The sequence below is a fragment of the Shewanella hanedai genome (assembly GCF_007197645.1).
Classification (GTDB): domain Bacteria; phylum Pseudomonadota; class Gammaproteobacteria; order Enterobacterales; family Shewanellaceae; genus Shewanella; species Shewanella hanedai.
Window position 1 is genome coordinate 1 of sequence record NZ_VKGK01000018.1, and the last position, 14,361, is coordinate 14,361.

At 43.0% G+C, this 14,361-nt stretch carries 10 protein-coding genes; 6 read left to right on the plus strand and 4 right to left on the minus strand.

All coding sequences use genetic code 11. The features are described from left to right. The first annotated feature begins 409 nt into the window (after positions 1 to 409). Positions 410 to 622, plus strand: a complete 213-nt coding sequence (gene cspE / locus FN961_RS14675; protein ID WP_144040931.1) for a transcription antiterminator/RNA stability regulator CspE — start codon at positions 410 to 412, stop codon at positions 620 to 622. Positions 623 to 969: 347 nt separating this feature from the next. On the opposite strand, the gene yiaY is transcribed toward cspE, so the two are convergent. Together yiaY and FN961_RS14685 are read right to left on the minus strand one after the other, a co-directional pair. After that, positions 970 to 2,118 carry an L-threonine dehydrogenase gene (gene yiaY / locus FN961_RS14680; protein WP_144040932.1) on the minus strand — a complete coding sequence of 383 codons (1,149 nt, stop codon included), beginning with the start codon at positions 2,116 to 2,118 and terminating at the stop codon, positions 970 to 972. Between the two features lie 287 nt (positions 2,119 to 2,405). Continuing rightward, complete coding sequence (locus FN961_RS14685) at positions 2,406 to 2,885, minus strand: YbaK/EbsC family protein (protein ID WP_144040933.1); 480 nt, start codon at positions 2,883 to 2,885, stop codon at positions 2,406 to 2,408. A gap of 274 nt (positions 2,886 to 3,159) precedes the next feature. On the opposite strand from FN961_RS14685, the gene FN961_RS14690 reads away from it, so the two are divergent. Continuing rightward, on the plus strand, positions 3,160 to 7,371 hold the full coding sequence (locus FN961_RS14690; protein WP_144040934.1) for a collagenase: 4,212 nt from the start codon (positions 3,160 to 3,162) through the stop codon (positions 7,369 to 7,371). 156 nt (positions 7,372 to 7,527) lie between these two features. Then, complete coding sequence (locus FN961_RS14695; protein ID WP_144040935.1) at positions 7,528 to 7,908, plus strand: VOC family protein; 381 nt, start codon at positions 7,528 to 7,530, stop codon at positions 7,906 to 7,908. A 20-nt stretch (positions 7,909 to 7,928) separates the two neighbouring features. Here the strand turns inward: FN961_RS14695 and FN961_RS14700 are convergent, their stop codons facing one another. After that, a complete protein-coding gene (locus FN961_RS14700; RefSeq protein ID WP_144040936.1) occupies positions 7,929 to 8,402 on the minus strand; it encodes a LabA-like NYN domain-containing protein in 474 nt (157 codons plus the stop codon). A 316-nt stretch (positions 8,403 to 8,718) separates the two neighbouring features. Between FN961_RS14700 and FN961_RS25830 the strand changes: the two genes are divergently transcribed. After that, the gene (locus FN961_RS25830; RefSeq protein ID WP_185972803.1) at positions 8,719 to 8,877 is read left to right on the plus strand and encodes a hypothetical protein; all 159 of its coding nucleotides are present in this window, start codon (positions 8,719 to 8,721) and stop codon (positions 8,875 to 8,877) included. 120 nt (positions 8,878 to 8,997) lie between these two features. Here the strand turns inward: FN961_RS25830 and FN961_RS14705 are convergent, their stop codons facing one another. Next, positions 8,998 to 9,435, minus strand: coding sequence for a GNAT family N-acetyltransferase (locus tag FN961_RS14705; RefSeq protein WP_229814681.1), 438 nt, complete (start codon positions 9,433 to 9,435; stop codon positions 8,998 to 9,000). A gap of 277 nt (positions 9,436 to 9,712) precedes the next feature. Here FN961_RS14705 and FN961_RS14710 point away from each other — a divergent pair, with 277 nt between their 5' ends. Together FN961_RS14710 and FN961_RS14715 are read left to right on the plus strand one after the other, a co-directional pair. After that, positions 9,713 to 10,831 carry an efflux RND transporter periplasmic adaptor subunit gene (locus FN961_RS14710; RefSeq protein ID WP_144040937.1) on the plus strand — a complete coding sequence of 373 codons (1,119 nt, stop codon included), beginning with the start codon at positions 9,713 to 9,715 and terminating at the stop codon, positions 10,829 to 10,831. Then, positions 10,831 to 13,938: a multidrug efflux RND transporter permease subunit gene (locus tag FN961_RS14715; protein ID WP_144040938.1), complete on the plus strand. Its 3,108-nt coding sequence runs from the start codon at positions 10,831 to 10,833 to the stop codon at positions 13,936 to 13,938. Before FN961_RS14710 ends, FN961_RS14715 begins: the two co-directional genes overlap by 1 nt. The last annotated feature ends 423 nt before the right edge of the window (positions 13,939 to 14,361 follow it).

Genomic DNA, 14,361 nt, shown 5'->3' on the forward strand with positions numbered 1-14,361 from the left:
TTGATCACCAAATGCCATGAATGTTCCTCACTATTTCACCTATCTCATTATTTATTCATCTCTTTTTGTGGGGATTCGTCAGACTCTGAGTAGATCAACTTCTTATACTGATTGGTATAAAAGCAGGGGCGTATAATATTTAACCATGTAAGTCTTTAAATGATTAAATATCAATTAATCCGCTCTCTTGATGTTTACAAATAAATAAACCGTGATACTATACTCCTCGCTCTGTTGTAAGAGTTATTAAAGATAAGAATTAAGTAAAAGTAGAACCCTCAGTCAGATCTTCGCAAGTTTGTCTCGGTAGTGTGTTTCCCTTAGCTTCATCGTAATACTTAATAATTCAGCTTCTTAGCACATCGCATTTCAGCGATACTTTTTAATGAATTTATATAAGGGACACAAAATGTCTAATTCAACTACTGGTACTGTAAAATGGTTTAACGAAGAGAAAGGTTTCGGATTTATTTCTCAAGAGAATGGCGGCGCTGACGTTTTCGTTCATTTCCGTGCTATCAACTCAGATGGTTTCAAGACTCTTGCTGAAGGTCAGAAAGTTTCTTTTGAAGTTGAGCAAGGTCAAAAAGGCCTTCAAGCTGCTAACGTAGTACCTATGTAATCTAGATTTTTCTAGATTATAAAAATTAAGACTGCCTAAGGGTGGTCTTTTTTTTGCCTAAAATTTATCAACTGTCGTCGTACTATTTCGGTTGGTATTAAAGATAAAAAAGCCCAAGACTATTAACTAGTCTTGGGCTTTTTAGCTTGCTAATTCTTTGCAGGGAAAAAGCGAACTGCGCCAGCTTACAACAGATGTATCAGAGTGTGCTAGTGATTTATCTGTTCTTTACCTCTTTTATAGTACGAATTCCTCAATCAAGTCACATATTAAGCTGAAGTTACTGCTAAATTAGTGATTAGTCATTCAGCTTGATGTAAACCTGAGTTCATCATCGTGACCACAGTTTATAATGCGTTAGTAAATATCTGGCAGATCTCTTCATGAGTGGCTTGTTTAGGGTTGGTAAAACCACAAGCATCTTTAAGGGCATTCTCAGCTAGAGTGGGAATATCTTCAGCTTTCACACCTAACAAAGTTAGGTTCTCAGGGATTTTTACTGCTACAGATAGAGCTTTAATTGCTGTTATCGCAGCGGTTGCGCCTTGATCATCATTCATATCGGTGACATCAACGCCCATTGCGTTTGCCACATCTTTGAGTCGAGCCGCAGAGACTTGTGCATTATATTGCTGGACATGTGGCAGCAATAAGGCGTTACACACTCCGTGTGGCAAGTCATAGAAGCCACCAAGCTGATGGGCCATTGCATGAACATATCCAAGGCTTGCATTGTTAAATGCCATCCCAGCTAGAAATTGTGCGTAAGCCATCTGTTCACGGGCATCGATATTTTGACCATTATCGACAGCTTCAACCAAGTTACCTTTAATTAGTTCAATGGCTTTAATGGCGCAGGCATCAGTAATGGGATTGGCTGCAATTGACACATACGCTTCGATTGCGTGGGTAAGTGCATCCATACCGGTAGCTGCAGTCAGACCGGCTGGTTTTGCCAACATAAGTTCAGGATCATTGACTGATAAAATCGGGGTGGTGTGCTTATCGACAATAGCCATTTTAATGTGACGAGTTTCATCTGTGATAATACAAAAACGGGTCATTTCACTTGCCGTGCCCGCGGTGGTGTTGATCGCTACGAGTGGTAGTTGAGGCTTAGTTGAGACATCAAGTCCTTCATAGTCTTTGATGCTACCGCCATTAGTGGCAACCAGAGCGATACCTTTCGCGCAGTCATGTGGAGAGCCGCCACCTAGGGAGACAACAAAGTCACAATCATTAGCATTAAGTAGTGCCAAGCCGGCTTCAACGTTACCCATCGTTGGGTTAGGTTGAACGCCATCGAATACTGTTGAGATAATCCCAGCCGCACCGAGTTTTTCGGTGACTTGTCCAACGAGTCCAATCTCAACCAAAGGTTTGTCGGTTACGATCAATGCACGTTGAAAGCCCAACGTTTTAATATCTCCAATAGCTTCATCTACCGCATTTTGTCCTAAGACGTTCACTGATGGGATAAAAAATTTAGCAGCCATAAATTCACCTTTTATGCTCAAATGTTTAAAGTTGTTATGTTTTCTAGTAACTAAAGTACCAATCCTGATTGGCTAAAGGTGTGATCTATCTCTGAAAAATCACGGTAAGAGGAGAGGGATTATCCTGAAGTTAGATCTGTGCTACTAAATGAGTCTTTTTATGACAATGAAACGAAATTTAACCACTGTTTGGAGAATGCACTGATTTTCAGAAGGGGAGTGGTGTTTAGTGTCTGTGAAGGGCCTAGTCGTGAATCCGTTTTCGACTAGGTAATTTACAACGAGTGTTAATGCACGGTTTGATGACTGAATCTTAAGTGCTTTGAGTCCTTTATTAGTCGAATAAAGTCGTCTCTGGTGATGCGGATCAGACTGTGGTGATCGCCAGCCTCCAAATAAAGCTCTTCAGATTGAATTAATAGATCATCATATACAGCTTCCATATTATAAGCGTTTCCTAAAGGCGGAATTGCTCCTTTATCGCAATCTTCGAATATCTGATAGACAGTCTGTTCATTCATCAGGTGAAGTTCTCGATTTAGTTTCTCGCCTAATGCTCCTAGGCTGATCTTATGATTTGCCAATAATACAGCCATCATCTTTCGTCCTTCATGATCTTCCAAAATCACAGCTTTGGCTATTTGTGCTGGAGAAATTTTTGCAGCAACTGCCGAGCTTATTGAGCTAGAGCTATGTGTGTGGGAGATAAGATCAAAGTTCACCTTATTTTGGTTTAGGTACTCATTTAAACGTACAGAAATGGTCATGGGGTTAACCTCATAGAGACAGTATGACCTAACAATTATAGTCGCTTTGTTTAATTTTCACCTTGTTACGGCAATAGGCTTAAGTGAATATTGACTATTGTATCCAATATGCGGTACAACTGTTGTTGCATAGTAACAAAACATTAACAAATTCAGTGGGAAATGTTTGACACTCTCAAGCTGCAATGGAATACAGCGAGTTATCGGGGGAAATAATTAGGTGGTCGCAACCTAATTACTGGTGTCCTGAATTTGTAAAAAGGAAAATAAAAATATGATAAGAACAATTAAAAACATCTCTTTACCCCTTTTAACTCGGAACAGAACTGCGTTTGCAAGTGCTATATTATTATCCATGCACGTCGGGGCTGTTCAAGCTGCTGAGATGTGCGGAGAGAAAACCCTACCCCGTCAAGGTTTAGTGCCGGCTAACCAAACCCATTGCATTACTGATTACGGTCACTATTTCTATATCAATATCCCTTATGAAAACAGTGATGTAACGATCACAACCTCAGGAGGAAGTTTCACTGGAACAGATGCTGACCTCATTTTATATGACGGTAGTGACTGGAGCGGTAACCAAGAGCTGGTGAGTACAACAGCTGGGACGAATAATGAGAGCCTCTCTTTTGTGTCACGTGCAGGAGATCGTTACTTTAAAATCAACGGTAACATCGCGCAAACCAGTCTGCTAGTTACTGTATCGGGTGGTGATATTCCACCACCAATGGGTGATTACATTGTCTTTGATACTAATATTCTTGTTGATTTACCCACCTCGGCAATCTCATCTAAATCTCAATATGGCTCTGTTATCGCAACTATTTTAGCGGCGACTTACAGCGACTTTGAAGGGATAGCTAGTGCGGCCAATGATCCTATCTCTGATGTGGCTGATGCGGTTCACTATTTGGCGAGTGTTGACTCACTGACTGACCCTGATCTAAACCAGTTGCTGTATTTTCTTGGTTCTTACAAATACTATGCGCCAGCAATGACAGATGCTGAAGCGTTAAAGTTAAGTCATGCACTGCAAGCTGTCGCTAAGATGACTGATTTTATCAGCCCGACTGGTGGGGTTATTCAAGAAGGATTTGCTAGGGCACTAAATAACTTTGAGCGCAACAGTGGTAGCGTTTACTACAAAGACCTATTACCGCACCTGCTGGCTATTATTCAATATCACTCGCTTGAGACTAATCCATTTTCAGCCAGCAATGCTGGTGACGCCATTATGGCGTTGATGGGTTCTATTGGTTCTGCTGCTTATTATGGTGACGCAACGACTAAATCAGCTTTTAACGATCGTATGTTAGATGTGCTCTCAGTGATGCGCTCATTTACCTTCTTAGGTGAAACTTCTCTGGACATGCGCTGGTCTAGTGAGGCAGATAGAAAGTGGATTTTACCCCATAGTTTTATCGCGTTAGGAAAAATATCGAGTATCGCAACTGATGAAGCGAAAGCGCGATTTGATAGTACCGTCTTAGAGGTGCGCGGCAAGGTGATCGCTGATATTTCAGTTGAAACCACTGAAACTATCGTGACTAAGAACTACTTAGAATCGGCTGGTCGTCAGTGTGAAGCCAGTGACCCGTTATTTGGCTCTTGTGTGGTGCCGCCAAAAGAGGAAGATATTCTAACCGTCAATCATCAATGTACTGACAACATTATCATTCGAGCTCAAGCCAGTATCAGTCAGTCGACGTTAGCCCAGTCTTGTGCTGATATGGCATTGCAAGAGTCAGAGTTTCATGCCTTTTTTAACACTGGCGGTGTACCGGTTAGCGGCGATCAAAATGACACGATTGAAGTCGTGGCTTTTGCTTCACCGGAAGATTATGAAAAGTATGCGCCTGAGTTTTTTGGGATCAGCACTGATAACGGTGGGATGTATCTTGAAGGAACACCTGAAAATGTTGGCAATCAAGCGCGTTTTATTGCCATGCAGTGTCCAGACTCTTGGGTGGGAAGCTCGTGTCAGTATCAAGATCAGATCTATAACCTAAGACATGAGTTTGTTCATTACTTAGATGGCCGTTATATCAAGAAGGGCTCTTTCGGTTCATTTGATTACAACGTCTCTTGGGCTGAGGGCATGGCTGAGTATATGGCCAATGGTGCAGATCATCCTCGTACGGTTAAATCAGTTAAAGGTAAAACAATCCCACCACTGTATAACTTGGTGTTTATGGCTTATGGCTATGATGAACTGTATCCATGGAGTTATTACGCCATGAGATATCTGTCAGAAGAGCACCCTACAGAAGTCGCTAGCATTACAACGGCATTGCAATCTGGCGATAATGCAGCGTATATCGAGGTGCTTAAAGACGTTGTTTCTCGAACTGAAACGGGTTTTGAAGCATTTGTGTTAGCGCAATCAGAGGCGATTGCACCACCCTTCGCTGCTATCCCTGCTGCTAATACCATAGGTGCTTGTGCCTTGACTCAACAATATGCTCGTCATATTGATGCGGCTAAAACAGAATATACAGTGACGAATACAACGGACACTCCGGTGTCGCTATTTTGGATTGATAGTACTAAGGGCAAGACCAACTTTGCTAAGAATTATAAGACACTCAATTTAGGTGACAGTTATAACGCAACGACATGGAGCGAAGGTGATCGCTTAATGCTAAGCGACAACAATATGAATTGTTTAGGTGTTGCTGTGATGCAGCCTGTAGCGAATGATTTCACTATTGATGCTGATCTGGTTAAAGATGTTGTGCCGGAAGTGATCCCTGCACAAGATATGCTCGGCAGTTGTGAGCTAGCGAGGCCGCACCTGATTAAAGGTGAGTCTCATCAATTTACCATTACTAATACCACTGATTATCCAGTGCGTCTGTTCAGAGTCGATAATCTGACAGGAAAACCTAAGTATGCGAGTGCTGCAACAGGTTTTGATTTTGGTTATGGCACACTTAATCAAGGTGAGAGTTACACTGCTGATATTTGGTATGGCGATCGTCGCTTTATGCTAGCTGATGTGCGTCTTAACTGTTTAAGCGTTGGAGTACTTAATAATACGACAGCGAACTTCACCATTGATGCAAACGTCGTTGCGAATGCGGCAGAACCTGAACTGATTCCTGCAGCTAATACCATTGGCAGCTGCGATCTCATGCAGAAACATCTGACTGGACCTTTTGAGGCTGATTTCTCATTCACCAATAACAGCAGTACCCCTGTTCGTATTTATCGTGTCGATAATGAAACTGGCGGATTAAGTGAAAGCTTTGGATTTACCGCTTTAGCCAATGGTGAAACCTATGACAGTGCAACGACCTGGAAGTGGTTTGGTAACCGCCGTGCGGCTATCACCAATACCAGTGGTCAATGCTTAGGTGTGGCTGTAATGTCGCAAGAAGGAATTGTGAACGAGTATCAAATAACCAATGAACTCGTTGACGGTGGAACAACGCCAGTTGTCGATACTGATGGAGATGGTGTCATTGATAGCGAGGATGCTTTCCCAAATGACCCAACAGAAACTGTCGATACCGATGGAGATGGTGTAGGTGATAACGCTGATGCTTTCCCCAATGATGCAACAGAGACGCTAGATAGTGATGGTGATGGCGTAGGTAATAATGCTGATGCTTTCCCTAATGATGCAACAGAGACGCTAGATACTGATGGTGATGGCGTAGGTAATAATGCCGATGCTTTCCCTAATGATGCAACAGAGACGCTAGATACCGATGGTGACGGCATAGGTGATAACTCTGATGCTTACCCGACGGATCCTGATAATGGTGTGGTGCCACATTGTGGTGCTGCAACCATAAGCTCAGGTAAGTTAACGCTTGAGAAAGAGGAGTGTATTGCTGGCGGGAAAGGGAGCTACTATGTGTGGGTTGAAGCTGATAATACAGATCTCTATATCACCACTGCTGGCGGTGAAGGTGATGCTAATATCTACTTTAACGCTGATACGTGGGCATCTTCGACAAACGCTCAGGCTAAATCAGAGTTAAGTGGTAACAGCGAAAGTCTGCATGTGGTCGCTAATCGTGGCTGGCGTTATATCAGTGCCGATACCTCTAGTGACTATAGCGGTGTGACGGTGAAGGTGAGTTTAATCGACCCTAGCACGACTCCTGTAGAGCCTCCAGTTGAACCTGAAGTCCCGAGTACGTTAGCGGATATGTGTGCGACTGAGTCACCACAAGATTACGGCAGCATAGGTAACGCTGCTCCCGTTTGTGTTAAAAACGGTCGTGCATCTTTCTATATTAATGTGCCTGTAGGAACCGTGAGTCTGACGGCTGAAACTGGCCACGGTATGGGGGAGTTAGAGTTGTATACTGGCGAAAGCTGGCCTGACGCCACCCAAAATACGGGGAAGTCGGCTAATCCCGGTACGATGGAGAAAGTGGTGGTTCAGCAGCCCACATCGGGCTGGTATTATATTTCAGTTCAAAGTACTCCAAGTAGTGAAGATGTGACGCTTAAGGTGACACTAAACTAGGGTTTAGTCTGATTTACCTTGTCACTAAAAAGCGAACCTTAACGGTTCGCTTTTTTGGTTATGTCGATGGCAAGCTTAATGAGCTAACTTGTTTGGTTTGAGAAATTAGCGTACTTTCTGATCTCTTTCATTTTGTAAGTAAACAAGGAGAAAAGCATGTTTAGTCACATAATGCTTGGTGCTAATGACGTTCAAGAATCGAAAGTTTTTTACGACGCAATTTTAGGTGCTTTAGGCTATGAACCTGGGGTTATAGATGAGAAAGGGCGTTGTTTCTATTTTACCAACACAGGTGTTTTTGCATTGAGTAAGCCCATTGATGGTGAGGCAGCCTGCCATGGAAATGGAAGTACTATTGGTTTTCAGGCCAAAAATGCTGAGTCTGCTGATACTTGGTATGCTGCCGGATTGGCTAACGGCGGAACTGCCTGTGAAGACGTCCCGGGTATTCGTAGTGGCGCGATAGGTGAGCTTTATCTGGCTTATTTACGAGACCCATCAGGAAATAAAATCTGCGCGCTTCATAAAGTGGGCTAACTTTGTATATTTAGCGAATGCTAGAGAAGCAGTGCTTCATCAATCTCATGATATTGTGCTGCTGAATCTATCAAGGATTTTGCCGTAAGACCGGGAACACCATAAACCTGACTTTCAACGCCGTGTTTTTGATAAATGTTTAGCATTAATAGATCGAAATCACCGTCGCCTGAAAGTAAAATAACTGTGTCAACTTCACTCGCAGCTTCCATTACATCTATGGTTATTCCTACGTCCCAATCTCCTTTAGCACTGCCATCCGCACGTTGAATAAAGGGTTTGAGTTTAACGTCGAAACCTATGTGTTTGAGTGCATCCTGAAATTTTAATTGGCCGTCATCCCCTTTATGAATCGCATAAGCGGTTGCTGAGACAATGTCCCCTTCATGACTGATGTGTTGCCAGAGTTTGCGGTAATTAAACTGTCGTCCATAGGCCTGACGGCAAGTGTAATAGATGTTTTGAACATCAACAAAAATGGCGATTTTCTTCACATTAAATCCTTGGTAAATATAATATTAACAGAACCATACATGAGACAGCTTTGGGAGTGAAGCTTTACTGCTTAACAACGAAGTAGGCTTACTGGCTTTCACTTGAATGAAATGTTGCAGTATATGATTTGAGTATATCTAACGTAGAAAAATTATTGGTCGATTCTTGTTCTGCTGTTATTATCTAGCCGCTGAAATAAACTGTTTAATTTTAGTGCTGTACTGTTAATTAGCACGTTGAAAATGTTTCAATAACGATGCTATTCACAGTGAAGATGGATCAGAAATAGTTAGGAAGTAGAAGTAGATGTTGTCAATGTCGTCATTATTAGCTGCAACGAATAAGACTGTTTCTTGTATAAAAACTGGCGTGATAGCTGGGGCCGTCAGTGTGTGTGGGTTACTGACCATGGTATTTGAGCCATTAGAGGCTTTTTTTGTTCGTGGGCTCAACATGATCTATTTTCTTTTTTAATCAAGTCCAGCGAAGTTATCATATACCTAATCTGTCAGCCAATTAGTCTTGATGGCTAAAGTGGCATGCTTGAGTGTCCTAACATTCCTGTTGTGGCATAAGCCTTAGAACAGCAATGACTTACCCTCTAAAGACCATCAAACATAAAGGTTTGTCCTCACGGTCGTACTTGTTAAATAACTGCCGAATATCATTGGGAACGTTTTGACACTGATGAAATCCATGTTGCTGATAAAAATTGGCTAAATGGGGCAGTGCAAACAAAAAACTCCTCTCATCGATTAGCTCATGACTTACCATTTTCATCAATTGATGACCTAAACCTTGGCCGCGATAATTCGGGTGGATCAACATACCTGTCACTAACGTGTAAACACCAATTGGGCGGAGTCGAATTGCAGCAATAACTTCAGTTTTATGACTCTCATCTGTCGATGTTATTTCTGGAAAAAAGACAGCCAGTTTCTCCTTTTTAGTGAGTTGAGCATAGGGCATATGTTGTTTGTAAAACGTGTATGCGTGGGCGCGATTATCGATGTTAAGCCAGTGAAGTTGCACAGTGGTTCTCATTGTCATGGGAATAGGAGGATTTTAGCAAAAATCACACTGTCTATCACCTGTATCATGGCTGCATTTTATGTTGTCTTTTTGATACCTTGAAGCCAAGTTGTTGCGGTCGTGTTTTGGTTTGGTTTCACGCCATGATTTGTTACAAAATACCAAATAAATATCTGATTTCTTTTGCTTAGCTTTACACTGGTTTACTCTACAACGGATGATTTTTCATTAAAATAGTGCCCACTTATAAAGTCTGAAAAGATAAAGAACTCCCTACATGAAAAAAAGCCTGATTGTCATTCCTCTTGCTATATTGATTGTGGCCATAGCCTCATTCAGCAGCCTGTCACAAGCGAAAAAACCTGAAGAGAAAAGGTCGAAAACACCACGTGTTGTTCCAGTGGTGACAGGAGAGGTAAACCAACAATTACTCTCTCAGACTATCTCATTGATTGGCAAATTAGCGGCGGATAAATCTGTATTTATCGCACCTGAAGTCCAAGGAAAAATCAAAGCGATTAAGGTGACGGCAAATCAAGAGATCCAAGCTGGTGAGATCCTTGTTCAGCTAGAAGATGCCCGTTCTCAGGCAAGTGTCACAGAAGCGAATGCTTACCTTAATGATGAGAAGCGCAAGCTTAAAGAGTTTCAAAAGCTAATCGATAAGAATGCAATCACTCAAACAGAAATCGATGCCCAAAAAGCCAGTGTCGATATCGCTGCTGCACGATTAGCTGCGGCGGTAGCAGAACTCGATTTTCATTACATTAAAGCCCCGTTTTCAGGCACGGCGGGTTTATTGGATTTCAGCCTTGGCACCATGGTGACATCTGGCATGGCGCTTTTTTCATTCGATGATCTATCATCCATGCGACTGGATCTGCAGGTATCGGAGCATTTTCTCTCTCTACTCAGTGTCGGCATGACGGTGAGCGCCACAAACCGTGCTTGGCCATCAGAGGTGTTTACCGGCCGAGTGATCGGGGTCGATCCACGTATCAATCCAGAAACGTTGAATTTAAAAGTACGTGTTAGCTTTGATAACCAGAACAATAAGCTGAAGCCTGGCATGCTGATGTCGGCAAAGATGGTTTTCCCTGCAATATCAGAAGCCGTTATTCCGGTTCAGGCGATTGAATATTCAGGCACTAAACGATTTGTGTATGTGATCGACGAAGATGGATTAGCTAAACGTACTCAAGTGACGCTAGGCGCGCGAATTAAAGATGAAGTAGTGATAACTGACGGAGTGGATGTAGGTCAGAGTATTGTGGTTCAAGGGCTGGTGAATATGCGTGATGGTCTTAAGGTTGATGACCTATCTGCCAAGCCACATCAAATCACTGCTGAAGCAAACCAAGATGTACAGGATGAGAAGAAAGGAGACAGAAGTTAATGTTAATTTCTGATATCTCAGTTAAACGCCCTGTCGTTGCTATTGTGCTGAGTTTACTGCTTTGTGTGTTTGGTGCAGTCTCATTTTCTAAACTCGCGATACGCGAAATGCCAGATGTTGAAAGTCCGGTGGTGACGGTGATGACAACCTATGAAGGTGCCTCAGCATCAATCATGGAAAGTCAGATCACCACGGCATTAGAGGATGAGTTGACCGGAATAAGTGGTATTGACGAGATAACCTCTGTGACTCGTAATGGCATGTCGCGTATCACAATTACCTTTGATCTTGATTGGAATCTTACTGAGGGGGTAAGTGATGTTCGTGATGCAGTATCACGTGCCCAGCGTCGACTTCCTGATGAAGCCAATGATCCCATTGTATCCAAAGATAATGGCTCAGGTGAGCCCTCCATCTATATTAATTTACGCTCATCTGTGATGGACAGAACTCAGCTCACTGATTATGCCCAACGTGTGCTTGAGGACCGATTTAGCCTGATCACTGGAGTCAGTTCAGTCAGTATTTCTGGCGGTCTATATAAGGTGATGTATGTTCAGCTAAAGCCTGAACTGATGGCTGGCCGCAATGTGACTACCGCTGATATCATCGCCAGCTTAAAGCAGGAGAACATAGAGAGCCCCGGTGGTGAAGTACGTAACGACACCACGGTCATGACGGTTAGAACTGCACGCTTATATAATCAGCCACAAGATTTTGATTATCTTGTGGTGAGTACGGCAAGTGATGGAACGCCTGTTTACCTTAAAGATGTGGCCTCGGTATTTATCGGTGCAGAGAACGAAAACTCCACTTATAAGAGTGACGGTGTGCCTAACTTAAGTTTAGGCATCATTGCACAGTCAGATGCTAACCCGCTTTTGGTGGCAGAGGCAGCCCACAAAGAAGTGGAGCGTATCCAGCAATTTTTGCCAGAAGGTACTGAGTTAGTCGTTGATTTTGACTCGACCGTGTTTATTGAACGCTCAATTACAGAGGTTTACAACACACTCTTTATTACTGGTGGTTTAGTGGTTTTGGTGCTGTATATCTTTATCGGTCAGGCGAGGGCGACATTGATCCCCGCTGTGACGGTGCCTGTTTCTCTTATTTCAGCCTGTATAGCTGCAAACTTCTTTGGCTTTTCAATTAACCTGTTGACGCTAATGGCGTTGATTCTTTCAATTGGTTTGGTGGTTGATGATGCCATTGTGGTGGTGGAAAATATATTCCACCATCTTGAGAAAGGAGAGGAGCCTCTACTTGCTGCTTACAAAGGAACCCGTGAAGTGGGTTTTGCCGTCGTTGCCACTACAGCTGTGTTGGTGATGGTGTTTCTGCCAATCTCATTTATGGAGGGAATGGTGGGCCGCTTGTTTACTGAGTTCTCGGTAATGCTTGCCATGGCAGTGATATTCTCCTCAATCGTTGCATTGACCTTAACGCCGGTGCTTGGTAGTAAAATATTAAAAGCGAATGTAAAACCGAATCGATTCAATCTTTGGGTCGATAGCATTTTCAATAAGCTGGAACGTGGCTACCGCAAAACCGTTGCTCAAGCTGTGCGGTTTAGATTAGCTGCGCCTGTGGTGATCATCCTGTGTATCGTAGGCAGTGGTCTATTGATGCAGAATGTGCCAGCTCAACTAGCACCTCAAGAAGATCGCGGGGTGATATTTGCTTTTGTTAAGGGAGCGGAAGGAACCAGTTATAACCGAATGACGGCGAATATGGACATTGTCGAAGAGAGATTGATGCCGTTGCTTGGCAAAGGGGTGATTAAGTCTTTTAGTGTGCAAGCTCCTGCTTTCGGCGGCCGAGCTGGTGACCAAACGGGCTTTGTTATCATGCAGCTTGAAAATTGGGAAGACAGAGATGTGAATGCCCAACAAGCATTAGGCTTGGTAGCGAAAGCATTAAAAGGTATTCCTGATGTGATGGTTCGCCCTATGCTGCCTGGTTTTAGAGGGCAATCGAGTGAGCCAGTGCAGTTTGTCATTGGTGGTTCAGATTACAATGAGCTATTTAAATGGGCACAGATATTAAAAGAAGCGGCCATTGATAGCCCAATGCTTGAGGGGGCCGATCTTGATTATGCAGAAACAACTCCTGAGCTAGTGGTGAGTGTCGATCGTGAGCGTGCAGCAGAGCTTGGGATCAGTGTTGCTGAAGTGTCTGAAACCTTAGAGGTGATGTTAGGTGGTCGAAGCGAGACAACGTTTGTTGATCGCGGCGAAGAGTATGATGTATACCTCAGAGGTGACGAAAACAGTTTCAGCAGCATGGCCGATCTTAGCCTGATCTATATGCGTACGGCTAAGGGTGAGCTCGTGACTTTGGATTCTATCACCTATATCGAGGAGATAGCGTCAGCAAATAAATTGAGTCACACCAATAAACAGAAATCGATAACTTTGAAAGCCAATTTAGGCGAAGGTTACACCTTAGGCGAGGCGCTCGATTTTCTTGATGAAACTGCAATTGATATCTTACCCAGCGATGTGTCAGTGAGTTACACAGGAGAATCAAAAGACTTTAAAGAAAACCAATCGAGTATTTTGGTGGTCTTTGGTTTGGCACTGCTGGTCGCTTATTTGGTGCTTGCAGCACAGTTTGAAAGCTTCATTAACCCTATGGTGGTGATGTTTACTGTTCCTATGGGGGTTTTCGGCGGATTCCTCGGGCTGTTTATCATGGGGCAAGGGCTTAACATTTACAGCCAGATTGGCATGATTATGTTGATCGGCATGGTGACTAAAAATGGCATATTAATTGTTGAATTTGCCAATCAGTTAAGGGATAGAGGCATTGAACTAGAACAGGCGATTATCGATGCATCAGCGCGTCGTCTGCGTCCTATTCTAATGACGGCATTCACTACTCTAGTGGGGGCTGTGCCCTTAATTATGTCAACGGGAGCGGGTTCTGAAAGTCGTATTGCAGTGGGTACCGTGGTCTTCTTCGGCATGGCGTTTGCGACTTTTGTGACTCTACTGGTGATTCCTGCGATGTATCGCTTAATTTCAGGTGCGACTCACTCTCCTGGTTTTGTGGAAGCTAAGCTTAACAAAGCGATAGAAGCCCAAAAACTAGCAGATGCGAAATAACACCAGTCAGTATTACGTGTACTGAATCAAATTAAGATAAGCAGGTAAATGCTCCGTTTGCCTGTTTATCTTTTTATGAGCTACGCTGACTTCCATCTTATTAATATCCTCCCCCTCCACTTATTATCGTTATCTCATTCGTGAGCGAGGGCAAACCTTCAACGCGTTCATTCCCCTTTTAACATTCAATTCGATATTTATCTGTACACTCAGCCCTCTCGCTAATCAGGTGTAAAACGTTGCTATTTTGTGCGTTACTAGTTTAATATCGCCTTGAAGGTGGTTTATTTAGTGTTAAATGATGATTTTAGTATTTAATCTGCGTTTAGTATTGTGCCAAACCATATTCCAAATAAGAGATGTAACAGGGAGTTGTTAAAACATCTGTTTTGAAAGGAATCATTATTGTGCGCATATAAAACT

Bases quoted from the DNA above. Each gene is read 5' to 3' on its own strand.
- yiaY (WP_144040932.1), bottom strand. From the start codon at position 2,118: ATGGCTGCTAAATTTTTTATCCCATCAGTGAACGTCTTAGGACAAAAT.
- FN961_RS14710 (WP_144040937.1), top strand. From the start codon at position 9,713: ATGAAAAAAAGCCTGATTGTCATTCCTCTTGCTATATTGATTGTGGCC.
- cspE (WP_144040931.1), top strand. From the start codon at position 410: ATGTCTAATTCAACTACTGGTACTGTAAAATGGTTTAACGAAGAGAAA.
- FN961_RS14695 (WP_144040935.1), top strand. From the start codon at position 7,528: ATGTTTAGTCACATAATGCTTGGTGCTAATGACGTTCAAGAATCGAAA.
- FN961_RS14685 (WP_144040933.1), bottom strand. From the start codon at position 2,885: ATGACCATTTCTGTACGTTTAAATGAGTACCTAAACCAAAATAAGGTG.
- FN961_RS25830 (WP_185972803.1), top strand. From the start codon at position 8,719: ATGTCGTCATTATTAGCTGCAACGAATAAGACTGTTTCTTGTATAAAA.
- FN961_RS14690 (WP_144040934.1), top strand. From the start codon at position 3,160: ATGATAAGAACAATTAAAAACATCTCTTTACCCCTTTTAACTCGGAAC.
- FN961_RS14715 (WP_144040938.1), top strand. From the start codon at position 10,831: ATGTTAATTTCTGATATCTCAGTTAAACGCCCTGTCGTTGCTATTGTG.